Here is a 23,114-nt window from a genome sequence, read left to right on the forward strand (position 1 = left end):
GCTTATGCTCCCGCCAGGCTGGTGGCCGGCGCGCCGGCGCCGCGGGTGTGCAGCAGGGCGGCGCCGATGCGGCGCGGGCCGTTGCGCAGGGCCATGGCGGCGAAGTGGCCGGCGAATACGATATGCCCCAGCGTCATGATGGCGCCGCCCAGCGAGCGGCTTTGCAGGTAGGGGATGGTGACGGCGACCGAGTCCATAAAGGACTTGGAGGCATCCAGCATGGCCAGGCCTTGCAGCCAGCCGCCGGTCGTCAGGCCGATGAAGTAGATGGAGAAGCCCAGCACCACCAGCCAGAAGTGCACCGCGATCAGGCTGGGGTATGGCCATTCCCAGGCCATGATGCGCGGCATGACGAAGTAGATGGCGCCGAACATGACCATGGTGAAGAAGCCGTACAGGCCGAGGTGGGCGTGGGCCACCGTGAAGTGGGTGAAGTGGGCCACGGTGTTGACGGCGCGCAGCGCTTCCACCGAGCCCTGGATGGAGCTCAGCGTGTACATCATGCCGCCCAGCACAATGAAGCGCAGCGTGGGCGAGTAGATCAGCTTGGAGAAGTAGCCGCGCATGGTGAGGTGCTGGTTGATGGAGAAGGAGATCACGGGCACCACCATCATCACGCTTTGCACGATGGACAGGGTGATCAGCCAGCCGGGCACGGGGCCGCCTATCAGGTGGTGGCCGCCGACCTGGCCGTAGAAGAAGGCCAGGGTCCAGAAGCCGAGCAGCGACAGGTTGTAGGACTGCACCGGGCGGCCGATGATCTTGGGCAGGAAGTAGTAGACCGAGGCCAGCGCCATGGGCGTGTAGAACAGGCCCAGCACGTTGTGGCCGAACCACCAGTTCATGGCGGCCTGCTGCACGCCGAAGTGGACGGCGGGCAGGTTGCCAATCAGGAACAGGATGGGGAACCAGAACAGCGCCGCGCCCATATACCAGACCGACACGTAGAGGTGGTGCACCTTGCGGTTTTGCAGCGTGTACACCAGCGGGAAGCCGACCAGCGCGCCGCCGGCCACCAGCAGCACGTCCACCTGCCAGGGGATTTCCAGCCATTCCATGCCGTCGTTCAGGCCGGCGGCGATGCAGCCCAGGCCGGCGATCAGGCCGGCGTTCCACAGCATGCAGCCGAGGACGGCGTAGCGCGCGCCCACCAGCGGCGTCTTGAGCAGGCGCGGCAGCAGCCAGATGGCGACGCCGAAGGCGGCCATGGGCGCCCAGCCGTAAGCCACGGCGTTCAGGTGGATGGTGCGGATGCGGCCGAAGGTGAGCCAGGCCTGCTGCACCAGCCAGTCCGGTTCGTGCAGCTTGATGGAGCTGGTGAGCCCGGCCAGCGAGGCGACGATCAGCCACACCATGGCGCAGGCCAGGAAAATGAAGGAGGTGAAGGCGCTGGAGCGGTCCGCTTCGATGCGCTCGGCCAGCTCCTGCTGCTGCGCGGCAAGCTGGGCGCTGCTCAGTTCGGGCTTGGTCTCGCCGGCCACCGGCTTGGCCAGGCCGGCGCGCTGGGCGGCGTTGGCGGCGGGTTCTTCGCCGTGGCCGAGTTCGCCGGTGGAGAAGATCACGTGGGCGGCGGCCGAGTCCTTGTCGAACATGCGCTTGCGCAGCGACCAGATGAACACCAGCAAGCCGGTGACGGACAAGATAAACGAGGAGAGCAATATGGTCACGGTGTCCATGATGGGCGTCAACCTTTCCTGATTTAAACTACAACAAGTGTCACAGAAAACGGTGTCCGTGTCTTTATTGAAAATGGGAGAACAATGAGCTACGCAAGCAATAAGCTATATAATGAATGCTACATTAGGGCTGGACTTAAAGCAATACTTTGCATGCATGTTTAAATTCTGGATGGCCACGCCATGAGACTGACTTCGTTTACTGATTACACGCTGCGCTCGCTGATGTATCTGGGTATGAACCGCGACAAGCTGGTCACGATCCAGGACATTGCGGACTTGCACAAGATTTCCAAGAACCACCTGACCAAGGTGATCCACCAGCTGGGCGTGATCGGCCTGGCCGAGACGGTGCGCGGGCGCAACGGCGGCCTGCGGCTCAAGCGCGAGCCGGCCGACATCAACATCGGCGCCGTGGTGCGCGGCAGCGAGAGCGATTTCTACATGGCCGAGTGCTTTGACGGCGAACACAACACCTGCGTGTTCAACGGCGCCTGCTTTTTGAAGACCAAGCTGGAGGAGGCGACGGACGCCTATCTGAAGGTGCTGGACGGGGTGACGCTGGCCGACTTGCTGCCCAAGCGGGGCACGCCGGCCGAACAGCAGCTGCACCCGGTGCAGCTGCATCTGGCCAAGGTGGAAGCCTAGACCAGCATGGTCGCGTTCATGGCCTCGGCGTCCTTGCCGGCCTGGGCCAGCAGTTCTTCCATCATTTCCTCGTCGATAAACAGGTCGATCACCGATTCGGAGTGGGGCGGCAGCTCGCGCGGCGCGGCCTGCAGCGGGGACGCCACCGGCGACAGGTGATTGGCCAGCAGCAGGGTGTCGAGCAGGGTTTCCGGCGGAATCTGCAGGAAGCTGTCGCGCATGCCCTGGATGGCGGTGCTCACCGGTTCCGGGATATTGAGTTTCTTGAGCACTTCGCGGGTGATGATTTCCTCGCTGGCGGGCTGCCAGTTTTCCGGGTCGTCTTCCAGCAGGCCGGGGAATTCGTCGGCGCGCGAGAGCAGGTAGAAGTTGCCCACCTCGTGCACGATGGCGGCGAACAGCGCCGTGTCCGGATTGGTGTAGGTGACGTCGCGCGCGATGATGCGGGCCAGGCAGGCCACGTGCACCGTGTGCTGCCACAGCTGCTCGGCCTTGGCGCGCAGCTCGGGGTCGGCGATCTTGCTGCCGAACTGGCGCACCACCATGGCTGCGGCCAGCGCAAACAGGTTGTGGTAGCCGATGCGCATGATGGCGGCGCGCACATTGGTTACTTCCGGGCCGCCGGTGCGGTTGAACATGGCCGAGTTGGCCAGCGCGACGGTGCGCGCGGCCAGCTGGGGCTCGGCCAGCACCAGGCGGATCGCTTCATCGATGGGACATTCGGGGTCGTCGAGCGCGAGCTGAACGCGCAGCGCCGCGTTGACACTGGTGGGAAACACCAGGTCGCCGCGTATCGCCAGGGCGGCGATGTGGCCGTAAGCTTCTAGTTTATTCATGTAAAAAATTATACGCAGGGCGCGTGGGCCGCACAACGGCCAATCGCACCCGGCGTCCGCCGGTGGTGCCGGCACAACGGCGAGCGCGGCAGTGATAGAGCCGCCAGCCTGCCGTAGGGCGGGTTAGCACGGAGTGCGTAACCCGCCGAGCCGTGCCGCTCAGGCGTTCGCCAGCTGCGGCGCGCGCTGCCCCGGCTGCTTGCTATAGCGGCTGACCGACAGGTCATCGGCAAAAATCGCCGGCCGCTTGGCCGAAATAATATCGGCCAGCAGCTGCGCCGAGCCGCAGGACATGGTCCAGCCCAGCGTGCCGTGGCCGGTGTTGATGAACAGATTGCGCACGGCGGTGGGGCCGACCACGGGCGTGCCGTCCGGCGTCATCGGGCGCAGGCCGGTCCAGAAGCTGGCCTTGGCGGTGTCGCCGGCGCCGGGGAACAGGTCGTTGACCACCATTTCCAGCGTTTCGCGGCGGCGCGGGTTGAGGCGCTTGTCGAAGCCCGCGATCTCGGCCATGCCGCCCACGCGGATGCGGTCGTCAAAGCGGGTGACGGCGATCTTGTAGGTTTCGTCCAGGATGGTCGAAACCGGCGCTTTGGCGGCGTCCACGATAGGCACGGTGATGGAGTAGCCCTTCAGCGGGTAGACCGGGATCTTGACGATGTCCTGCAGCAGCTGGGTGGAGTAGGAACCCATCGCCACCACGTAGCTGTCCGCCTGCACCAGGCCGGCGCCGGTCAGCACGCCCTTGATCTCGCCGCCTTCCATGACCAGGCTGTCGATCTCGGTGTTGTAGCGGAACTTCACGCCCAGCTCCACCGCCATGGCGGTCAGGCGGGTGGTGAACAGCTGGCAGTCGCCGGTTTCGTCATTGGGCAGGCGCAGGCCGCCGACCAGCTTGTCCTTGTCCAGGCCGGGTTCGGCGCCGAGCAGCTGTTCGCGCGTCAGCAGTTCGTAGGGCACGCCGGTTTCCTTGAGCACGTCGATGTCCTTGGCGGCGCCGTCCAGCTGCTGCTGGGTGCGGAACAGCTGGGTCGTGCCTTTCTGGCGGCCCTGGTATTCGATGCCGGTGGCGGCGCGTAGCGCCTTGAAGCAGTCGCGGCTGTACTCGGCCAAGCGCACCATGCGTTCCTTGTTCACGGCGTAGCGGTCGGCATTGCAGTTCTGCAGCATCTGCCACATCCATTGCAGCTGGAACAGGGTGCCGTCGGGCGTGATGGACAGCGGCGCGTGGCGCTGCAGCATCCATTTCATGGCTTTCAGCGGAATGCCGGGCGCGGCCCACGGGGAAGCGTAGCCGGGGGAAATCTGGCCGGCGTTGGCGAAGCTGGTTTCCTGGGCGGAAGCGGGCTGGCGGTCCAGCACGGTCACGTCATGGCCTGCTCGGGCCAGGTAATACGCGCTGGTGACGCCGATGACGCCGCTGCCAAGAATGACGATACGCATAACGCTTCCTTTGTGGATGAGTTTTTATGGCTTGCGCCAGATATAACGCTATGATAAGTTTGTTCTACTAGTGTTTGTTACTATAAAAATTCAACAATTCAGTAAAAAATCATGCGAATTCAGAAGGATTCCGTCCGCATCCTGGACAAGATGGACCGCAAGATCCTGCGCATCCTGCAGGAGGACGGGCGCATTTCCATGAAGGATTTGAGCGAGCAGGTGGGCTTGTCCATCACGCCGGCCATCGAACGGGTGAAGCGCATGGAGCGCGACGGCGTCATCACCGGCTACCACGCCCGCATCGATCCGCCTGCGCTGGGCGCCAAGCTGCTGGTGTTCGTGGAAATTACGCTCAACACCAAGTCGGCCTCGATGTTTGAGCAGTTCCGGCGCGAGGTGCTGCGCATACCGGAGGTGCAGGAGTGCCACCTGGTGTCGGGCGATTTCGACTACCTGATCAAGGCGCGCATCCACGAGATGGCCGAGTACCGCAAGCTGCTGGGCGAGATGCTGCTGCAACTGCCGGGGGCGGCGCAAAGCAAGAGCTACGTGGTGATGGAGGAGATCAAGGAGACGCTGTTCCTGTCCACCGAAGCGGTCTAGCACACGATTGAGCGTTATCAAGGTTGCCACATTCTCCGGGCGAACTATAATGATTTCGACTGGGCGGCAGCCATGCCGGCCCTTGGATCCAATCTGAGCCGGTATGCCGGATGCCTTGAAATTGTTCTCACGAGTACTGGATGGATGCTGAAAAACCCTTAGAAATACGCACGCTGGACGAGCACTTGTCGTCCGACCAGAGCTTCGGCTCGGCGCTGGCGCGTACCGTGGGGGCGCTGGCCGCTGCCGATGGCACCGTCACCCTGGGCCAGTTTGCCGCCGTCGCCGACCTGGCGGGCGAAGGCAAGGCGTCCGCCATTTTCACCGCATTGGTACTGAACGCCATCGAGTCCGGCGTGAGCGTGGACTGGGCGCTGAATGCGCTGGCGCGCTGCGCGCCGGAGGTGGACCAGCAGACCCGCGACAGCGCCTACGCCATGCTGCGCCCGCTGGTGGCGCTGCAAGGCCCCAAGGCGCGCGCGCTGGCGCAGCGCGTGGCGCGGGCGCTGGGCGTGCATCTGCGTAGCGATGAACTGGCCATGCTGCCGCCGGAGGACGAGCGCGGCCTGCTCAGCAATATAGGCCAGCAAGCGCGCAAGCTGGTGAAAGGCCGCAGCCTGGCCGACGCGGTGGCGGACTTTGGCCGCAGCACCGGCCATGTTGAACTGCTGGACGGCGCGCGCCGTTTCCAGAGTGGCAAGCTGGGCGACGAGCAGCTGCGCGGCATGGTGCAGCAGGCCACGGCCACCATCGTGCAGGGCATAGGCGCCTACCAGGAACTGGCCGCTTCGCTGGCCGCGTCCGCCGCCAACGCCGAGCGCATGATGAGCGCCGCACACGAATTGCGCGACCAGGTGCAGCAGCGGCTGGCGCTGGTGGACGCGCGCGTGGCCTACGAGCGCAGCACGCTGTTCCAGGACATAGACGACGCCGTGCACGATGCGGGCAACGCCATCGAGCTGGCCATTGCCGACCGCCTCGCCACCGACCAGTGGAAAGAGGGCGAGGTGTGGGAAAGCATAGGCCGCAACCAGTTCGGACAGGAGATGGAGCGCCGCCTGGACCGCGTGGTGCGGCGCAAGGAGGAGGCGCTCAAGCTGATGCAGCACGATTTGCGCCTGTTCCAGTCCGGCATGCGCCTGGGGCAGACCAGCGTGTTCCAGCGCGAGCACCACGCGGCGCTGGCCAGGCTGATGCCCAGCCTGCGCATCGGCACGCGGATCGCGAACACGGTCGACACCGCCGCCAGCCTGACGCTGATGGGCGGCGCCGTGGCGGCGGCGGGCACCGGCACGGCGGCCTACCTGTTCGGCGTGGCGGTGGTGATGCCGGTGCTGGCGCCGGCCGCGCCCTTCGTGGGCGGGGCGGTGCTGCTGGCCGGGGCGTTCAAGTGGTTCACGGACGGCGGCAAGCGCAAACGCTCGGAAATCCGCGACAAGCGCCGCGCCTTCGAGGACGAGCTGCGCGCGCGCCTGAAGGTGGCGGAGCAGTCCTACCTGGCGCAGCTGGACCAGGTGGCGCAGGGCTTCCACGAGTCCGCCCGGCAGATGCTCACGCCGCTGCTGCTGGAGGCGGAGGCGGCGGGACGGGTGCAGGGCATGCGCGAGCGCATCGCCGGCAAGGTCATCGCGCAGTCGCAGGCGGCCATCGAACAGCTCGAGAACCACCTGCGGCAGCAGGCTTAGCGCACCGTTCAGTGCACCAGATTGCGCGCGATGATGGAGTCCGCCGCCGCGCTGGCCTGCGGTAGCGGCTGGGCCAGCGTGCTGGTGCTGTAGATGGGCGCTTGCGGCATCGGGCTGCCCAGCATGGCGCCATCGGTCTTGCTGATATCCACCTTCACCGTGGTCGACAGGCCTATGCGCAGCGGATGCGCGGCCAGTTCCCTGGCGTCCAGCGTTATGCGCACCGGCACGCGCTGCACCACCTTGATCCAGTTGCCGCTGGCGTTTTGCGCGGGCAGCACCGAGAACGCGCTGCCGGTGCCGGCCGACAGGCCCAGCACCTTGCCGTGGTATTCCACCTTGCTGCCGTACAGGTCCGCCTCCACCGTGGCGGGCTGGCCGATGCGGATGCTGCGCAGTTCCGACTCCTTGAAATTGGCGTCCACCCACAACTGGTCCAGCGGGACGATGGACAGCAGCGGCATGCCGGGCGTGATGCGCGCGCCCACCTGCACGCTGCGCTTGGCCACGTAGCCCGACACCGGCGCCACGATGGCGTTGCGGCGCGCGGCCAGCCAGGCCTGCATATAGTCGGCGCGCGCAGCCTGCACGGCCGGATGTTCGGCCAGCGCCACGCCCGCCACGCCGGCATGCGCGGCTTCGCTTTGTTTCAGCGCGACTTCAATGGCGGCCTGGGCGTTGGCCACGGCTTGGCGCGCATGTTCCACGTCCTCGCCGGAGACGGTATGGTCGGCCGCCAGCGGCAGGCGGCGCGCCAGGTCGTCCTGCGCGTTTTTCAGGGCCAGCTTGCGCTGGGTGACGGCGGCGTCGAACTGGCCCACGTCGGCGTAGCGCTGGCGCTCCTGGCGCACGGCCGCGCCGAGGCGGGCCTGGGCCAGTTCCAGCGCCACTTCCGCGTCCACCGGGTCGAGCTTGACGATTTGCGCGCCGGCTTGCACCAGCTGGGTTTCATCGGCGCGGATCTCGGCAACATTGCCCGCCACCTGGGAGGACAGCGTGACGAGGTTGCCGCCCACGTAGGCGTTGTCGGTCTCCTGCTGCTTGGACAGCACGGTCTCGTAGTAGAAGGCGTAGGCCGCGCCGGCGGCGATGAAGGCCAGGGTGATGCCCGCCAGGACGCGGACACGTTTCTTGTTGTTGGCTGGGGCTGGGCTGGGAGTGGCAGTGGTCATGGCTGGCTCGGCTTATTTCAGGGTGAATGCGGTATCGGCGCGGTAGCCGCCGCCGAGGGAATGGATCAGGGCGACTTCGGCTTGCAGCGAAATTTGCTGGAGCTGCAGGGCCGCGTCCTGCTGGCGCAGGGCGTTCAGGCTGGCGTTCAGCACGGCGCGCTGGCCGGCCAGGCCGCCGGCCAGCCGGGCTTGCGCGGAGCGCAGCAGGGCCTGGGCGCTGGCGCTGGCGGCGGCCTGTTCGGCGGTCTCGGCTTCCAGCGCCTGGACGGCGGCGGCGTCCTGCGCCACGTCGCGCACGGCGGCGACCACGGCGCGGTTGTATTCGGCCACCAGCGCGTTGCGTTCGCTGCGCGTGCCTTCCAGCTGCGCCGCCAGGCGTTTGCTGTCGAACAGCGGCAGCGTGATGGTGGGCCCGGCGAACAGCGTGCGGCTGGGCGCTTCCAGCAGGCGCTCGAAGGAGATCGAATTGAGGCCGGCGGCGGCGCTGATGTTGATGTCCGGGTAGAAGGCGGCCTTGGCGGCGTCGATGCGGCTGAGCGACGCCTCCACGCGCCAGCGCGCGGCCTGCAGGTCCGGGCGGCGGGCCAGCAGCTCCATGCCCAGGCGCGAGGGCAGCGCGTGCGGTCCGGCGGGCAGGGGGCGCGGCTTCAGCGCGGCCAGCAGCTGCGCCGTGCCGGAGGCAGGGCGGGCGCTGGCCTGGACGGTTGGCTGGCTGGCGTCGGCCGCAGGGGCGCTGGAGGCGCTGGACGCGCTGGACGCGCTGGACGCGCTGGACGCGCTGGATATGCTGGATGCGCTGGATGCGCTGGATGCGCTGGCGCCGGGCGCGTTGTCGCCGCCGAGCAGGGCGCGCAGGGCTTCGCGTTCGCGCAGGCTGTCGCCATCGAGCTGGGCGAGCTGCTTCTTGAGCTGCGCCAGCTCGCCGCTGGCTTGCCGCTCTTCGTCGCCCACACCCAGGCCGCGCGCGATGCGCTTGGCGGCGTCGTCGATGACCGCTTGCTGGGCGATGGCCAGCTGCGCCAGGTTGGCGCGGCGCGCCCAGCCGCCCTGCAGGCGGAAGTAGCTCTGCGCGATGGCGGCGGCCAAAGCGCGTTCGGCTTGCGCGTAGTCGGCCTGGTGGGCATGCACTTCGCCCGCCGCCGCCGCCACTTGCGCCTTGTTGCGGCCCCACCAGTCGAAGTTGTAGCGCGCTTCCACGCGCACGGTCTCTTCGCTGAAATAGCTGCCGCCTATGGGCGCGGGGAACAGGCCGGTGGCGGAGTAGCGCTGGCGGTTCATGCCGCCGTACACGCCGGCCTCCAGCCCTGCGGCCGAGCGCGTGCGGTCCAGCGTGGAATGCGCCGACGCGATCTGCGCGGCGGCGGCGTCCAGGTTCGGGTTGGCGGCCAGCGCGGCGGCGATCAGGCCGTCCAGCTGCGGATCGCCGTAGATGCGCCACCAGAGGGCTTCGGGCCAGCCGTCGCGGGCCAGCTTGATGTCGTCCGCGATGACGGTGGTGGCGGCGTCGCGCTGCGCCAGCGGTGCGCTGCGCTCGGCCGGCACGTGGGCGCAGCCGGCCAGTGCGCAGGCGAGCGCGGCCAGCGTGGCAAGGGTGGTGAGCTTGTGGAGGGTGATGTTTTTATTCATGTTCAATCCATGGCCGCATGGTCGATGGGAGCCGGTGCGGCGGTTTTGGCTGCCGGGCGTATCAGCAGCAATAACGGTATCACCGCCAGGGTCAGCAATGTCATCAGCCAGAAGTCGTCCACGTAGGCGATCATCGACGCCTGGCGCGTGACTTCCGCGTTCAGCATGGCCAGGGCGTCCGGCGCGGCGTCGCTGACAACCACGCGCTCGGCCAGCGCCGAGTGCACGGTTTGCGTATTCCGCACCAGCAGCGCCTGCACCAGCGCGATGCCCACGCTGCTGCCGATATTGCGCACCAGGCTGTAGATGGCCGTGCCTTCGGCGCGCATCTCGGGCGACAGGGTGGCGAAGGTGGCTGCGCTCAGCGGCACGAACACCAGTCCCAGCCCCAGGCCCTGGATCACGCCGGGCCAGATGATGTCGCCGGTCTGCAGCACCAGCGTGTAGCCGCTCATCTGCCACAGCGAAAACGCGGTGATGGCAAAGCCGAGCGCCAGCAGCAGGCGCACGTCGTAGCGGCCCACCAGGCGGCCCACCAGCATCATGGCCACCATGGTGCCGAGGCCGCTGGGCGCCGTGACCATGCCGGCCAGCTGCGCCGGGTAGCCCATCAGACCCTGCAGCAGCGAAGGCGTAAGCGCCCGCGTGGCGAACAGCACCAGGCCGACGATGAAGATGAACAGCAGGCCGCTCACGTAATTGGCGTTCTTCAGCAGGCGGTAGTTGAAGAAGGACTGGCCGGCCGGGGTGAGCGCGGTGTGCGCGGCGAACCAGGCGAAGCTGAGCGCCAGCACGATGGCCTCGATCCAGGTTTCGCTGGAGGCGAACCAGTCGTTCTGCTCGCCCCGGTCCAGCAGCATTTGCAGCGCGCCTATGGCCAGGCTGAGGGTGGCGAAGCCGAAGGCGTCGAAACGCATCTTGCGCGGCGCCGCCGTGGGGCGGATGTATTTCCAGATGCCGTAGAAGGCCAGCGCGCCCACCGGCACGTTGATGAAGAACACCCAGCGCCAGTCGTAGCTGTCGGTGAGCCAGCCGCCCAGCGTGGGGCCGAGGATGGGGCCTATCATCACGCCCATGCCCCACACCGCCATGGCCGAGCCGTGTTTTTCGCGCGGGTTGATGTCCAGCAGGACGGCCTGCGACAGCGGCACCAGCGCGGCGCCGAACACCCCTTGCAGCAGCCGCGCGGCGACGATTTCGCCCAGCGTGGCGGACAGGCCGCACAGCACCGAGGCCAGCGTGAAGCCGGCCACCGACACGAGGAAGACGTTTTTTTGCCCGAAGCGGTCGCACAGCCAGCCCGTCAGCGGGGTGGCGATGGCGGCGGCCACGATGAAGGAGGTGAGCACCCAGGTGATCTGGTCCTGCGAGGCGGACAGGCTGCCCTGCATGTGCGGCAGCGCCACGTTGGCGATGGTGCCGTCCAGCGCCTGGATGATGGTGGCCAGCATGATGGACAGCGTGATCATGCGGCGGTTGATCGGCGCCCCGGCAGTGCCCATGGATTTGTCGCCCGCTGCGGTCACAGCTTGGACTCGACGGCGGTCTGCAGCTGTTCCAGGAAGCCGGTGACGATGGCCAGCGTGGCTGGATCGGCGTCGCCCAGCAATTCCTGGCGGAAGGCGTTGGCCTCTTTCTTCACGCGGGTGTAGATGTCGTTGCCATCCGGCGTGAGCGACACCAGCTTGACGCGGCGGTCCTTGTCCGACGGCGTGCGCTGCAGGTAGCCGGCCTTCACCAGGCGGTCGATCATGGCCACCATGGTGGGGTCTTCCACGCCGAGCAGGCGCGCCAGTTCGGTCTGCGACAACGGCTGGCTCTTGGCCACGGCGGCGATCGCCATCCAGCTGGCCTGGCCCATGCCGAGGTCTTTCAGGCGCCGGTCCAGCGCCAGGCGCCAGGCGCGCGCGGTGGTGTGCAGCGCGAGCGAGAAGCGTTCTTCGAGTGTCAATTCCATGCTGAGCCATCTAATGGTTAGGTATCTAACGATTAGTGTAGCATGCTACTTTGCTCGTTAGCAATGGGGCCGGCATGGTAGGCTGGCGGTAGGAATGCGGCTTGAATGTGGCTTGAGTGTGGCTTACGTGCGGAGGGATGATGGGACTGCGGAAAACGATGCGGGTGGCCATGGCGGCGTGCGCCGTGGCGGGGGCGGGCGCGCTGGCGCCGGCCATGGCGCAGCAGGGCGCGGTCGCGGCGGCGGGCGGGCCGGAGCTGCCGCCGGTACTACCCTATCGGCCCTCGGTGTCCAGTCCGGCGCAGCTGCCGGCGCCGGGACAGCTGGAGCTGGAACTCGGCGGCCTGGCCAGCCGCGACGGCGGCGCGCGGCGCGCCAGCCTGCCTTACACCCTCAAGCTGGCGTTCAGTCCGGAGTGGGGCGTGCTGCTGGGCGGCGAGGCCTGGGTGGCGCAGCGCGATGACGGCGCTCCCCGCCTGCGCGGCGTGGGCGACACCCTGTTCGTCGTCAAACGCGCCTGGGCCATGGGGGAAGGCAGCGCGCTGGGGCTGGAACTCGGCGCCAAGATGCCCACCGCCCGGGACGGCATCGGCAGCGGGCGGCCGGACTACAGCGTGAACGGCATCCTCAGCCGCGACTTCGGCAGCGTGCACATGGACGCCAACCTGAACCTGGCGCGGCTGGGCGGCGCGGAACCCGGCCTGGGACGGGTGCAGACCGGCGCTTCGGCCTCGTTCTCGGTGCCGCTGGACGAGCGCTGGGGCGCCACAGCCGAACTGGCCGGCACGCACCGCAGCGGCGCGCCCGGCACCGCGCAGCTGCTGCTGGCGGCGGCTTACAGCCCGCATCCTAGGCTGACCATCGATTTCGGCCTGGCGCGCGGCATTACCCGCGCCGCGCCGGACTGGCAGTTCTTCAGCGGCGTGGTGTTGCCGTTGGCAAACTTTTGGTAGAGTTATGTGCGCAAGCGTACATACATGGGGCGGCTTGCGGTTTAAGATGCTTGCTGTGACACCCAAAACTAGAAGATAAAATCATGAAAAAACTCCTTATCGCCGCCAGCTTGCTGGCAATCTCCCTGACCGCCGCCGCTCAGAATGTTTCCATCAGCGTAGGCCAGCCAGGCTTTTACGGCCGTATTGATTTGGGCAACATGGGCCCGCCGCCGGTCATTTACACGGAACCTGTGATCGTGCACCGCCCCGTGCGCGTGATCGAGGAACCGCTGTACCTGCGCGTGCCGCCCGGCCATGCCAAGAAATGGTCGAAACACTGCGGCGCCTACAACGCCTGCGGCCGCCGCGTGTATTTCGTGCGCGACGACTGGTATGTGAACGACTATGCGCCGCGCTACCGCTCGGAGCATGGCCGCCATGACCGCGACGACCGCCGCGACGATCACCGCGACAAGCATGAAGGCAAGCACGACAAGCATGACAATGGCCACGGCAACGGCAACGGCCACGGCAAAGGCCACGGCAAAGACTGATTTTCCACCGCCTCGGGAGCGCCATGCATAGCAATATCGTGATCGTAGGCGGCGGGGCGGGCGGGCTGGAACTGGCTTGCAAGCTGGGCCGCAAGCTGGGGCCGGGGCAGGTGATGCTGGTCGACAGCCGCCTGTACCATATCTGGAAACCGTCGCTGCACGAGGTGGCGGCGGGCACGCTGGACATCCATCAGGAAGGCCTGTCCTACCAGATGCTGGCCCACGACAACGGTTTTACCTATGTGTACGGCGCGCTGACTGCGCTCGACGCGCCGGGCAAGCAGCTCACGGTGGCGGCCATCGCCACCGCCGAGCAGGAAGAGGTGCTGCCCGAGCGCCGCATCGGCTATGAATCGCTGGTGCTGGCCATCGGCAGCACGTCCAATTACTTCGGCGTCCCCGGCGCCGAGCAGCACACTATTTCCCTGAACGCCACCGAAGACGCCGAACGCTTCCGGCTGACGCTGCTCAAGCTGCTGACCAAGGCCGCGCTGAAAAAGAGCGCACCCGGGCAGGGGCAGGACGGCGTGGACATCGTCATCATCGGCGGCGGCGCCACCGGCGTCGAGCTGGCGGCGGAACTGCGCGAGGCCAGCGGCGTGTACGCCGCCTACGGCTTCGGCCAGCTGGAACCCATGAAGGATGTGCGCATCACCTTGCTGGAAGGGGCGCCGCGCATCCTGGCGCCGCTGCCCGAGCGGGTGTCGGCCGCCGCGCTCAAGCTGCTGCAGGAGCGCGCCATCCAGGTGGTGACGGGCACGCGCGTGACCGCCATCGACGCCGCGCAGGTGACGGCGGGCGAGGGCGGCCAGCCGGAACAGCATTATCCGGCCGACATCGTGGTCTGGGCGGCGGGCATCAAGGCGCCGGCGCTGCTGTCCACGCTGGGCTTGCCGACCGCCAAGGGCGGCCAGCTGGAGGTGGACGGCATGCTGGCCGTCAAGGGCCACGGCAATATCTATGCGTTGGGCGACTGCGCGCTATGCCTGGGAGCGGACGGCAAGGCAGTGCCGCCGCGCGCGCAGGCCGCGCACCAGCAGGCCGATTACCTGGTGCAGACTTTCCTGCGCCAGGCCCGGGGCAAGCCGCCGCAGAGCGTGCCCTATGTGTACAAGGACTACGGCTCGCTGGTGTCGTTCGGGCAGACTTCGTCGGTGGGCAGCCTGATGGGCTCGCTCAAAGGGCTGAACTGGTTCGTGGACGGCTTCGTGGCGCGCCTGATGTATGTGAGCTTGCACCTGATGCACCACCAGGCCGTGCTGGGCACGGTCCGCACCGGCGTGCTGGCGCTGGCGCGCTTCCTGATCAAGCGCAGCACGCCGCTGGTCAAGCTGCACTAAGGCTGGGTTGACGCCCCTCAGGGCTGCTGGGCCGCCGGCTTGGGCAGGATGACGGTCAGGATGGCGCCGCCGCTGCCGTTGGCCGACAAGGTCAGCACGCCGCCCAGATAGGCGGCCCGTTCGCGCAGCACGCGCAGGCCGTGCTTGGCGCTGTCGGCGCCGATGGCGTCCGCCGCTGCGGCCAGTCCCACGCCGTTGTCCTTGACGGTCAGCATGATCTCGTCTTCATTGTCGTCCACCACTACTTCCACCGCGCTGGCGCGCGCATGGCTGGCGATGTTGCGCAGGCCTTCCTCCAGCGCGCGCAGCAGCACCACGTTGTGGCTGCGGGGGCAGCGCGGCTCGTCGTCCGGCAGGCTGCAGCTCGCGGCCAGGCCGTGCTGCTCGCCGAATTGGGCCACCAGCTCGCCCAGCGCCACCTTCACGCCGAGAAACTCCAGCTTGTCGTTCCACAGCCGGTGCTGCATCTGGCGGTTGGTTTCTATGATGGTGTGCAGCAGGTTTTTCATCTGCGTGGTGCGTTCCAGCAGCGCCGGGTCGGGCGGCAGCTTTTGCGTCAGCAGGCCCAGATGCATGGTCAGCGCGGTCAGCGAGGAGCCCATGCTGTCGTGCAGCTGGCGCGACAGCGAGCGGCGCTCGTTGTCCCAGCAGGCGTTGACGTGGCCGAGCAGTTCGCTCAGCTCGGCGGCGCGCTGGCTGTCATCGGGGGCAAGATGTAACTGTGCGGACATAGTGGTCTCAGCGTAAGAAAGTCTGTTTTTATGCGGCGATCATACCTGAGGTTGATTTTGCTTGTCGCACCGGCGCAAGCGTATTCCTTATGCGTGTGCCTATTGGCGCTCGGTGGCCGAGCAGGAGCCGATGGCTTTCATCAAATGGTCGATGTCGACCGGCTTGACCAGGTGCATGTCAAAACCGGCCTCGAGCACGCGGCGCTGGTCTTCGGCCAGGCCGTAGCCGGTCAGCGCGATCAGTTTCATGCCGCGCGTGCCGTCGCCGGCGCGCAGGCGGCGCGCCACTTCGTAGCCGTCTATGCCCGGCAGGCCGATGTCGACCAGCGCCAGGTCGGGCCGGAAGGTGGCCGCCAGTTCCAGGCCCTGCAGGCCGTCGGCGGCATGCCGCACTTCGTAGCCATAGCAGCTCAGCATCATGGACATCATTTCGCGGCCGTCGTCGTTGTCTTCTATCAGCAGCACGGTGGGCTTGCCGGTTTCTATGGGGTCTGTCATCGCTTGCCTCGTTTCGGATGGCTGCTCGCAGCGCGGCAGCCGGATAGTGAAGATGCTGCCTGTGTTGGCGCCGGCGCTGTGCGCGGTCACGCTGCCGCCGTGCAATTCGGCCAGCCGCCGCACCAGCGCCAGGCCGATGCCCAGCCCGCCTTGCGCGCGGTCCAGCGTGCGCGTGCCTTGCACGAACACTTCGAACACATGGGGCAGCAGGCTGGCCGGAATGCCCACCCCGCTGTCCTCGACCGACAGCTGCACTTCGCCGCCGTCGGTTTCGCAGTACACCGTGATGGCGCCGCCCGGCGGCGTGTATTTCAAGGCATTGTCCATCAGATTGCAGAATATCTGTTCCAGCCGCGTGGCGTCGCCGTGCACCCAGCCCGCTTCGGCTTCCAGCGTCACCGTGTGGCCGGTGCTGCGGCCCGTGGTGCGGTAGGTCTCCAGGCAGGTGGCCAGCAGCCCGGCCAGGTCCAGCGGCGCGCGGTTGAGCAATATCTTGCCCGACATGGCGCGGCTCAGGTCCAGCAGGTCGTCCACGATGCGGCCCAGGTGGCGGCTCTGGCGCTGGATGATGTGCTTGGCGCGTGTGACCGCGTCGCCCTGCACGCTGGGCAGGGCGATCAGCGAGGCGGCGCTGCTGATGGCGCTGAGCGGATTGCGCAGCTCGTGGCCCAGCATGGCCAGGAACTCGTCCTTGGCGTGGTTCTGCCGCTCGGCCACCTGGCGCTCTTCGATCTCGCGCGTGAGTTTCTTGTTGGCGGCAATCAATTCCGTGGTGCGCTGGCTGAGCTGGCGCGCCTGCCGCTTCAGCTCCTCGTTTTTCACGGCCAGCGCCACGAACACCGAGATCTTGGCGTGCAGGATCTGCGGAATGATGGGCGTGAACAAAAAGTCGACCGCGCCGCGCTGGTAGGCCTTCAGGCGGTCCAGTTCGTCGGCCACGAAGGCGGTGACGAAGATGATGGGTATGTCGGCCGAGCGGGCGCGCTGGTGGATGGCCTCGGCGGTTTCAAAGCCGTCCATGCCGGGCATGTTCACGTCCAGCAAAATCACCGCGAAGTCGTGCATCAGCACATGGCGCAAGCCTTCCTCGCCGGAGCGCGCCGCGATGACGTCATAACCTTCCTGGTCCGACCATTGCGCGAGCAGGCTGGTCAAGGCGAACAGGCTGTTGGCGTCGTCGTTGACGACCAGGACTTTGGGTTTGTCTACTTTAGGCACGTTGTTGTTGGAGCTTCTGGAAGGAAGAATTTCGCCTGACAAACTGTTGATTGATCATAACAACCTGATAAATGAAAGTCAAAAGCGCCCCCGGCTATCGCGCGCACCCCGCCGCAGGCTATGTTCGGCTGCGCACATACAGTCCGGGCCGTGCATGCGATAGTGGCCAGGTGCCGACCAACCTAGAAAGGACGCATCATGAATATCGATACCGTTGTGGATAAAGACTATGTGGGCAAGTGCTTCCGCGAGCTGGCGGACGCCCCGGTGAGCGCGCTCAAGGGCGTGAGCGCCAGCGACGCCAAGGCGCTGGCCAAGGCCTTCAGCGTCAACACGGTGCGCGACCTGGCCGAGCTGGACTTCGTGAAATGGGCGCAGGCCATCACCGTGCTGGCCGGCCAGGAGCAGCCCGCGCCGCATGAAGTGGCCAAGGAAACCCTGCTCGATGAAGCGGTGGAGATGACCTTCCCGGCCAGCGATCCGATTTCGGTTGACGCCGGCATCACGCGCATCGAAGTGGCGCCGGACATGGTGGCCGCGCAAGGCGACCACCAGCACGCCGGCAAGGTGGAACAGTCGACCGAGGAGGGCGCCGCCAGGGAAGCGGCCGCGCAGTAATAGAGGGGAATATGGCGAAGGGCCGCGCGGCTTGCTGCGCGGCCCTTCAGTCCGTGGCGCGGACGCGCACACGTTCAGGCAGCCGAGGTGCTGTGGACCGGTGCGCTGGCGACGAAGGTCTCGGCTTCCGCCGCCGCCTCGCGCCGCGCCGCGCAGTGGCGGTTCTTGCCGCCGCGCTTGGCTTCGTAAAGGGCCTCGTCGGCGCGCTGTATCAGCGCCGCGACATGGTCCGCATGGTCGGGATAGAGCGCAATGCCGATGCTGGTGGACAGGCGCAGCGTCAGCGCCCCCACCTGGTAGGGCTCGGACACCACTTCAATCAGCTTGCAGGCCGGCTCCTGGGCGTCGCCCAGGCTGCCCACTTCGCCCAGCACAATAACGAATTCGTCGCCGCCCACGCGCGCCACGGTGTCTTCCTTGCGCGAGGAGCCCACCAGGCGGCCGGCCACCAGTTTCAGGATTTCGTCGCCGCAGGCATGGCCGTGGGTGTCGTTGATGGCCTTGAAGCCGTCCAGGTCCAGATACATGACGGCGGCCTTGTGCTGGTGGCGCGCGGCGTGCTGCAGCGTGGTGGCGATGCGGTCTTCCAGCAGGCGGCGGTTGGGCAGGCCGGTGAGCGGGTCGTGCAGCGCCAGTTCCTGCTGCTGCTTGCTGTATTGCGCCAGCTCCTTGTACAGCAGGCGCACTTCCAGCATGTTGTGGATGCGCTTGTGCACTTCCAGCAGGTCGAAGGGTTTGCTGATGAAGTCGCGCGCGCCCGCTTCCAGGGCTGCAATCTTGAAGCTGGGCTGGGCGGTGAGCGCCAGCACCGGCAGATAGCCTTCCTGCTCGATCTCCTTGAGGCCCTTCATGACCTGGAAACCGTTCAGTTCGGGCATTTGCAGGTCGAGCAGGATCAGGTCGTAGCAGTGCTGGCGGTGCAGGCCGCACACTTGCTCGGGCAGCATGGTGGACGAGACATTGCTGTAGCCGGCATCGCGCAGGATTTCGAGCATCAGGTCGATATTATCGGCACAATCGTCGACGACCAGGATCTTGGCATTCAGAATCTCGTCCGGACTAGGCATGGTAGGGTCTCATCAAAAGCGGTAGAGGCGGTCAGTTCAATACTTTGAGTTTAGCAAAGGATAGTCGCGTTGCTTGTAGGACAGCGCCGCGTCGTCAGGTAGGAAGGTAAGTTGTTCCGTGTGGAAACATTCATGCCCTCACCGTATGTGTTGCGCAAGAGCAACGGCGGACACCAGCTCGGCCGGCTCCACCGGTTTCGACACATGGTCGCGGAAACCGCACTCGAGCGCGCGCAGCCTGTCCTCGGAGCGGGCGAAGGCGGTCAGCGCGATGGCGGGCAGGCCGCCGCCGCGCGTGGCGCCCAGCGCGCGCACCTGGGCCAGCAATTCAAAGCCGTCCACGTCCGGCATGCCGATGTCGCTGACGAGCAGGCTGGGGCGCTCGCGCTCCACCAGGGCCAGCGCTTCGGCCGCATTGGCGGCGGTCAGCACGACTGCGTTGCAATCGCTAAGTATGCGCTTGATCAGGTCTCTTGCGTCGATTTCGTCGTCCACCACCAGCACCCGCAGGCCGGACAGGTCGCGCAGGCCGCTGTCGGCCGGCACCGAGGGCGGCAGCGGCGCCATGACGCGGGCCTGGGGCGCCGCGCCGTTGTGCCCGCTGGCCAGCGGCAGGCCGACCGTGAAGCTGGCGCCGCGTCCCTCGCCCGGGCTGGAGACGGACACCGTGCCGCCGTGCTGCTCGACCAGGTGCTTGACGATGGACAAGCCCAGCCCCAGCCCGCCATGGCGGCGCGTGGTGGTGGAGTCGGCCTGGCGGAAGCGCTCGAACACATGGCCGAGGAATTCGGGCCGGATGCCGATGCCGGTGTCGGCCACGGTGATGGCCACGTGGCCGTCCGCCTCGGTCACGCTGACCTTCAGCGCGCCGCCCTTGGGCGTGAACTTGATGCCGTTGGTGAGCAGGTTCCAGATCACCTGCTGCAGCCGGCTCGGGTCGGCCGCCACCAGGCCGGTGCTGTGGAAGTCGCGCTCGATCAGGATGTTCTTGGCGTCGGCCGCCGGGCGCACCGTCTCGATGGCGGCGTCCACCACCGTCAGCGGCGACAGGGTTTGTATGTCGAGCAACACTTTGCCCGAGGTGATGCGGCTCATGTCCAGCAGGTCTTCAATCAGCTGGGCCTGGGCGCGCGCATTGCGTTCTATGGTTTGCAGGCCCTTGTGCAGGTCGGCCTCGTCGCGGCTGCCGCGCCGCAGCACCTGGGCCCAGCCCAGGATGGCGGTGAGCGGGGTGCGCAGCTCGTGCGACAGCGTGGCCAGGAATTCATCCTTCATCTGGCTGGTGCGCTCGGCCTCGGCGCGCGCGCTGCGTTCGCTGTCGAGCAGGATTTTGCGCTCCTCGGCGGCCTGCTGCGCGGCCTCGTACAGGCGCGCGTTGTCGATGGCGACGGCGGCCTGCGCGGCGATGCCGCCGACGATGCGCTCGGTGCGCTCGTTGAACATGCGCGGCTCGGGGTGGCCGAAGAACAGTGAGCCTATCACCTCGCCCGAGCGCGACACCACCGGCAGCGCCATATAGCTGCGCACCGTCGGGTGGCCGTTGGGCACGCCGTGGTGGGGCGCGTTCTGGCCGTAGCGCGGGTCCTGCAGCAGGTCGTCGCTGCGCAGCGTGCCTTCGCCGCGCATGCTGGGGCCGAACAGGGCGGTGGCGCGCGGGTGGGGGAAGCGGGCGAAGGCCTCGGGCGGCAGGCCGGACAGCGTGTACAGCGTGAGCACGCCGCCGTCGGCGCTGGTGCTGTTGTAGAAGAAGGCGCCGAAGCGCGCGCCGCTGATGCGGGTGGCCGCGTCGGTCACCTCCTGCAGCAGCGAGCGCAGGTCGCGCTTGGAGGCCAGCGCGTTGCCCGTGCTGTTGAGCAGCTCCAGGATGGCGCTCTCGTCGCGCAGCGCTTCCTGCACCCGCTTGACCTGGTCGACGTCGGTGCTGGTGCCGAACCAGCGCACCAGCCGGCCGGTGCTGTCGCGCACCGGGTTGGCGCGCGACAGGAACCAGCGGAATTCGCCGTCCGCGCCGCGGATGGGGAATTCCATTTCGAAGGGCTGGCCGGTGCGCAGCGCCTCCTGCCAGCGCTGGCGGATGGCGGGCAAGGTGTCCGGGTCGTACACCTCGTCCCAGCCGTGGGCCGGCGCCTGGCTGCCGGCCTCGCTGCGCGGCAGGCCGGTGTACTCGTACCAGCGTTCGTTGTACCACACCACGGCGCCGTCGAAGCGGGCGATCCAGGCCAGCTGCGGGATGGAGTTGGCCATGGCCTGCAGTTCCTCCTGGCTCTGGCGCAGCGTGTTTTCCGCCGCCTTGCGGTCGCTGATGTCCTGCACCATGCCGGTCATGCCGAGCACGGCGCCGTCGTCGGCATAGTTGCCGTGGCCGACCACCGACAGCCAGCGCCGTTCGCCGCCGGCGCGCTCGATGCGGCATTCAACATTGAAGTCGGTGCAGCCGTCGAGCGCGCGCAGGAAGGCGGCGCGGGCCGGTTTGCGGTCTTCCCGCACCACATGTTCGCTCAGCGCTTCCCAGCTGCTGGTGGTTTCCTCCGGCAGGTCCAGCAGCTCGGCGGCGCGGCGGCCCAGGCTCACCAGGTTGCTGCCGGCGTCCCACAGCCAGTCGCCCAGCTTGCCCGCCGCCAGCGCCACTTGCAGGCGGTTGGCGCTTTCGCGCAGCGCGCGCTCGTCGAGCTTGCGCTTGGTAATATTCTGGATGGAGCAGGACAGGCCTTCGGCGGACGGGTAGGCGCGCACGTCCAGCCAGCTTTTGCGCGGCAGGTAGTACAGCTCGAAGCCCACGCTTTGCTGTTTTTCCATGGCGCGCCGGAACTGCGCCTCCAGCACGGTGCCGCGCAGTTCAGGGTAGGCGTCCCACAAGCTCATGCCCAGCACGTGCTGGCCGCCGCTTTCCAGCGGGTGGATGATGTTGCTCGCTTGCGGATTGATATAGGTGACGGTCCAGTTATGGTCGAGCACGATAAAGCCGTCGGTGATGCTTTCGAGCACGGTCTTGAGCCGTTCGTTGGAGCGCCGCAAATCCTCGCGCGCCTCCTGCATCTCGTGCTCGGCGCGCTGGCGGGCCAGCAGCACACTGTTGGCGCCGCGCGTGGCGGCCAGTTGCATGCGTGCTTCTTCCTCTTTGTCTAGCTTGGCCACTCAGGTTCTCCCATGTTGTGGCGGCTGTGGCGGGCAGCGGTGTGGGGCGGAATAACTCATCGGCATCTGCATCTCGGGAGCGGCCCAACCGGGCCGTGCTTTCATTGTAGCCGCCTTGCGGGGTTTACAAACGCACCATTGGCGCTCGCGCGGCGGCGCTGGCCAGCATATCGCGCAGCTGGTCGATTTCGTAAGGCTTTTGCAGGAAGGCAGCGGGAAAGTCGAGCTGGCTGGTCAGCGCGCCGCCGTAGCCGGAGGCGAACACCACTTGCAGCTGCGGCTGGTGGCGCAGCGCGGCGCGCGCCAGTTCGATGCCGGACATGCCGGGCAGGCTGACGTCGCTGAACAGGATGGCGTAGCGCCCGCCCTGCAGCATGGCCAGCGCCTGTTCGCCGTCGCTGGCCGGGTCCACTTCGTAGCCCAGGGCGCGCAGCATTTCGCAGACCAGGTAAAGGGCGTCCGGATTGTCCTCCACCACCAGCACGCGGGCATGGGAGGGCGCGCTGGCCGTGGGCGGCGGGGCGGCGGCCGGCTGCATGGCGCACAGCACGCCGCGCACCACGCCGGCGTCGTCGCGCAGCGGGGTGTAGTGCAGGTCCAGCAACTGCTGGGCGGGCGCGCCGTCGCGCCACAGGGGCATGGCCTGGGCCGGGTAGGCCAGCGCCGCGCCGCCCCAGGCCGCTTCCAGCGCCGCATGGTTCCAGCCGAACACGGCCGGGATCATGGTCGGCACGGCGCCGCCGGGCACGGATTCGGCGCGCACGCCCATCAGCGCCGCGTAGGCCTTGTTATAAAGCAGGATTTTTTCCGGGCCCCAGACGATGGCCATGCCGGACGGGCAGTTGAGCATGATATCGACGGACAGCCGCAAGCAGGCTGGCCAGCCGGACGGTGGACCCAGCGCCGTGCGCGGCCAGTCTATGGGCGGCAGCGTATGCAGGCTGATACTTTCTTGTTGTGTCATCCAGGGCCCGTTGTTGCGTCTTTGGCTACGTGGCTTGATGCTACACCAGCGCCGGGCGAAAAAAAAGCCCGCTGCGGGAGCGGGCTGAATCTATTTCCCGTTAGGAGAATAGAGGAGACAGGTGTAACTATGCAACATGCCCTATGGAAAATCCAATTGCAGTTGGTGATGATCAATATCACTTGCATGAATGAAGTGCCGAAGCGACGCCGAACGCGTTTCATGCGATTTCCCTCTGGACAAGCACAATGGAGTTCCCTATAATCTTGCTTCTTTCGACGGGGAACCAGAGAAAGAAAGCGAAAACTGCGGTTTATTAGCGGTTTGCGATGCGGCTGTAGCTCAGCTGGATAGAGTACTTGGCTACGAACCAAGGGGTCGTGGGTTCGATTCCTGCCAGCCGCACCA

General features: G+C 66.9%; 19 protein-coding genes and 1 tRNA gene. 8 read left to right on the plus strand and 12 right to left on the minus strand.

The genetic code is table 11. The features are described from left to right. Nucleotides 1-2: 2 nt before the first annotated feature. Nucleotides 3-1,676 (minus strand): cbb3-type cytochrome c oxidase subunit I, encoded by a 1,674-nt coding sequence (locus tag AC07S4_RS27030; RefSeq protein WP_494989548.1) that lies wholly within the window; start codon nucleotides 1,674-1,676, stop codon nucleotides 3-5. 183 nt (nucleotides 1,677-1,859) lie between these two features. Between AC07S4_RS27030 and AC07S4_RS27035 the strand changes: the two genes are divergently transcribed. Next, complete coding sequence (locus AC07S4_RS27035; protein WP_494989549.1) at nucleotides 1,860-2,324, plus strand: RrF2 family transcriptional regulator; 465 nt, start codon at nucleotides 1,860-1,862, stop codon at nucleotides 2,322-2,324. On the opposite strand, the gene AC07S4_RS27040 is transcribed toward AC07S4_RS27035, so the two are convergent. Both AC07S4_RS27040 and AC07S4_RS27045 read right to left on the minus strand, forming a co-directional pair. Next, nucleotides 2,321-3,160, minus strand: a complete 840-nt coding sequence (locus tag AC07S4_RS27040; RefSeq protein ID WP_494989550.1) for an HDOD domain-containing protein — start codon at nucleotides 3,158-3,160, stop codon at nucleotides 2,321-2,323. The genes AC07S4_RS27035 and AC07S4_RS27040 overlap by 4 nt on opposite strands. 159 nt (nucleotides 3,161-3,319) lie before the next feature. Continuing rightward, nucleotides 3,320-4,603: a D-amino acid dehydrogenase gene (locus tag AC07S4_RS27045; RefSeq protein ID WP_494989551.1), complete on the minus strand. Its 1,284-nt coding sequence runs from the start codon at nucleotides 4,601-4,603 to the stop codon at nucleotides 3,320-3,322. A gap of 111 nt (nucleotides 4,604-4,714) precedes the next feature. On the opposite strand from AC07S4_RS27045, the gene AC07S4_RS27050 reads away from it, so the two are divergent. Both AC07S4_RS27050 and AC07S4_RS27055 read left to right on the plus strand, forming a co-directional pair. Beyond that, the gene (locus AC07S4_RS27050) at nucleotides 4,715-5,206 is read left to right on the plus strand and encodes an Lrp/AsnC ligand binding domain-containing protein (RefSeq protein ID WP_161073540.1); all 492 of its coding nucleotides are present in this window, start codon (nucleotides 4,715-4,717) and stop codon (nucleotides 5,204-5,206) included. Between the two features lie 140 nt (nucleotides 5,207-5,346). Beyond that, nucleotides 5,347-6,891 carry a hypothetical protein gene (locus tag AC07S4_RS27055; RefSeq protein WP_494989552.1) on the plus strand — a complete coding sequence of 515 codons (1,545 nt, stop codon included), beginning with the start codon at nucleotides 5,347-5,349 and terminating at the stop codon, nucleotides 6,889-6,891. An 8-nt stretch (nucleotides 6,892-6,899) separates the two neighbouring features. On the opposite strand, the gene AC07S4_RS27060 is transcribed toward AC07S4_RS27055, so the two are convergent. From AC07S4_RS27060 to AC07S4_RS27075, 4 genes are read right to left on the minus strand one after another with little or no spacing between them, the layout of a single operon-like run. Then, on the minus strand, nucleotides 6,900-8,063 hold the full coding sequence (locus AC07S4_RS27060; protein WP_494989553.1) for an HlyD family secretion protein: 1,164 nt from the start codon (nucleotides 8,061-8,063) through the stop codon (nucleotides 6,900-6,902). 12 nt (nucleotides 8,064-8,075) lie between these two features. Continuing rightward, entirely contained in the window at nucleotides 8,076-9,689 is a 1,614-nt protein-coding gene (locus tag AC07S4_RS27065) for a TolC family protein (protein WP_494989554.1), read from the minus strand. A gap of 2 nt (nucleotides 9,690-9,691) precedes the next feature. Then, a complete protein-coding gene (locus AC07S4_RS27070) occupies nucleotides 9,692-11,191 on the minus strand; it encodes an MDR family MFS transporter (RefSeq protein WP_494989555.1) in 1,500 nt (499 codons plus the stop codon). 20 nt (nucleotides 11,192-11,211) lie between these two features. Then, nucleotides 11,212-11,646 carry a MarR family winged helix-turn-helix transcriptional regulator gene (locus AC07S4_RS27075; RefSeq protein WP_494989556.1) on the minus strand — a complete coding sequence of 145 codons (435 nt, stop codon included), beginning with the start codon at nucleotides 11,644-11,646 and terminating at the stop codon, nucleotides 11,212-11,214. A gap of 140 nt (nucleotides 11,647-11,786) precedes the next feature. Here AC07S4_RS27075 and AC07S4_RS27080 point away from each other — a divergent pair, with 140 nt between their 5' ends. From AC07S4_RS27080 to AC07S4_RS27090, 3 genes are all read left to right on the plus strand, one after another. Continuing rightward, complete coding sequence (locus AC07S4_RS27080; RefSeq protein WP_494989557.1) at nucleotides 11,787-12,599, plus strand: transporter; 813 nt, start codon at nucleotides 11,787-11,789, stop codon at nucleotides 12,597-12,599. 83 nt (nucleotides 12,600-12,682) lie between these two features. Continuing rightward, on the plus strand, nucleotides 12,683-13,135 hold the full coding sequence (locus AC07S4_RS27085) for a hypothetical protein (RefSeq protein WP_494989558.1): 453 nt from the start codon (nucleotides 12,683-12,685) through the stop codon (nucleotides 13,133-13,135). A 23-nt stretch (nucleotides 13,136-13,158) separates the two neighbouring features. Beyond that, a complete protein-coding gene (locus AC07S4_RS27090; RefSeq protein ID WP_494989559.1) occupies nucleotides 13,159-14,475 on the plus strand; it encodes an NAD(P)/FAD-dependent oxidoreductase in 1,317 nt (438 codons plus the stop codon). A 17-nt stretch (nucleotides 14,476-14,492) separates the two neighbouring features. Here the strand turns inward: AC07S4_RS27090 and AC07S4_RS27095 are convergent, their stop codons facing one another. Both AC07S4_RS27095 and AC07S4_RS27100 read right to left on the minus strand, forming a co-directional pair. After that, nucleotides 14,493-15,206, minus strand: a complete 714-nt coding sequence (locus AC07S4_RS27095; RefSeq protein WP_494989560.1) for a sensor histidine kinase — start codon at nucleotides 15,204-15,206, stop codon at nucleotides 14,493-14,495. Between the two features lie 99 nt (nucleotides 15,207-15,305). Continuing rightward, a complete protein-coding gene (locus tag AC07S4_RS27100; RefSeq protein WP_494989561.1) occupies nucleotides 15,306-16,922 on the minus strand; it encodes a response regulator in 1,617 nt (538 codons plus the stop codon). Nucleotides 16,923-17,120: 198 nt separating this feature from the next. On the opposite strand from AC07S4_RS27100, the gene AC07S4_RS27105 reads away from it, so the two are divergent. Next, nucleotides 17,121-17,540 (plus strand): hypothetical protein, encoded by a 420-nt coding sequence (locus tag AC07S4_RS27105; protein WP_494989562.1) that lies wholly within the window; start codon nucleotides 17,121-17,123, stop codon nucleotides 17,538-17,540. Between the two features lie 74 nt (nucleotides 17,541-17,614). Here the strand turns inward: AC07S4_RS27105 and AC07S4_RS27110 are convergent, their stop codons facing one another. The 3 genes from AC07S4_RS27110 to AC07S4_RS27120 form a co-directional block, all read right to left on the minus strand. Then, the gene (locus tag AC07S4_RS27110) at nucleotides 17,615-18,607 is read right to left on the minus strand and encodes a diguanylate cyclase domain-containing protein (RefSeq protein WP_494989563.1); all 993 of its coding nucleotides are present in this window, start codon (nucleotides 18,605-18,607) and stop codon (nucleotides 17,615-17,617) included. Nucleotides 18,608-18,745: 138 nt separating this feature from the next. Then, complete coding sequence (locus AC07S4_RS27115) at nucleotides 18,746-21,742, minus strand: hybrid sensor histidine kinase/response regulator (RefSeq protein WP_494989564.1); 2,997 nt, start codon at nucleotides 21,740-21,742, stop codon at nucleotides 18,746-18,748. A gap of 124 nt (nucleotides 21,743-21,866) precedes the next feature. Further along, complete coding sequence (locus tag AC07S4_RS27120; protein ID WP_494989565.1) at nucleotides 21,867-22,706, minus strand: response regulator; 840 nt, start codon at nucleotides 22,704-22,706, stop codon at nucleotides 21,867-21,869. Between the two features lie 331 nt (nucleotides 22,707-23,037). Between AC07S4_RS27120 and AC07S4_RS27125 the strand changes: the two genes are divergently transcribed. Continuing rightward, a tRNA-Arg gene (locus AC07S4_RS27125) sits at nucleotides 23,038-23,114 on the plus strand.

This window comes from Pseudoduganella sp. GW821-FHT05F09 (assembly GCF_059419605.1).

What these genes read in the sequence shown, in the direction of transcription:
- AC07S4_RS27110 (WP_494989563.1), bottom strand. Translation starts at nt 18,607, where the DNA reads ATGCCTAGTCCGGACGAGATTCTGAATGCCAAGATCCTGGTCGTCGAC.
- AC07S4_RS27030 (WP_494989548.1), bottom strand. Translation starts at nt 1,676, where the DNA reads ATGGACACCGTGACCATATTGCTCTCCTCGTTTATCTTGTCCGTCACC.
- AC07S4_RS27080 (WP_494989557.1), top strand. Translation starts at nt 11,787, where the DNA reads ATGGGACTGCGGAAAACGATGCGGGTGGCCATGGCGGCGTGCGCCGTG.
- AC07S4_RS27045 (WP_494989551.1), bottom strand. Translation starts at nt 4,603, where the DNA reads ATGCGTATCGTCATTCTTGGCAGCGGCGTCATCGGCGTCACCAGCGCG.
- AC07S4_RS27075 (WP_494989556.1), bottom strand. Translation starts at nt 11,646, where the DNA reads ATGGAATTGACACTCGAAGAACGCTTCTCGCTCGCGCTGCACACCACC.
- AC07S4_RS27095 (WP_494989560.1), bottom strand. Translation starts at nt 15,206, where the DNA reads ATGTCCGCACAGTTACATCTTGCCCCCGATGACAGCCAGCGCGCCGCC.
- AC07S4_RS27065 (WP_494989554.1), bottom strand. Translation starts at nt 9,689, where the DNA reads ATGAATAAAAACATCACCCTCCACAAGCTCACCACCCTTGCCACGCTG.
- AC07S4_RS27090 (WP_494989559.1), top strand. Translation starts at nt 13,159, where the DNA reads ATGCATAGCAATATCGTGATCGTAGGCGGCGGGGCGGGCGGGCTGGAA.
- AC07S4_RS27120 (WP_494989565.1), bottom strand. Translation starts at nt 22,706, where the DNA reads ATGACACAACAAGAAAGTATCAGCCTGCATACGCTGCCGCCCATAGAC.
- AC07S4_RS27055 (WP_494989552.1), top strand. Translation starts at nt 5,347, where the DNA reads ATGGATGCTGAAAAACCCTTAGAAATACGCACGCTGGACGAGCACTTG.
- AC07S4_RS27070 (WP_494989555.1), bottom strand. Translation starts at nt 11,191, where the DNA reads ATGGGCACTGCCGGGGCGCCGATCAACCGCCGCATGATCACGCTGTCC.
- AC07S4_RS27040 (WP_494989550.1), bottom strand. Translation starts at nt 3,160, where the DNA reads ATGAATAAACTAGAAGCTTACGGCCACATCGCCGCCCTGGCGATACGC.
- AC07S4_RS27085 (WP_494989558.1), top strand. Translation starts at nt 12,683, where the DNA reads ATGAAAAAACTCCTTATCGCCGCCAGCTTGCTGGCAATCTCCCTGACC.
- AC07S4_RS27060 (WP_494989553.1), bottom strand. Translation starts at nt 8,063, where the DNA reads ATGACCACTGCCACTCCCAGCCCAGCCCCAGCCAACAACAAGAAACGT.
- AC07S4_RS27105 (WP_494989562.1), top strand. Translation starts at nt 17,121, where the DNA reads ATGAATATCGATACCGTTGTGGATAAAGACTATGTGGGCAAGTGCTTC.
- AC07S4_RS27050 (WP_161073540.1), top strand. Translation starts at nt 4,715, where the DNA reads ATGCGAATTCAGAAGGATTCCGTCCGCATCCTGGACAAGATGGACCGC.
- AC07S4_RS27035 (WP_494989549.1), top strand. Translation starts at nt 1,860, where the DNA reads ATGAGACTGACTTCGTTTACTGATTACACGCTGCGCTCGCTGATGTAT.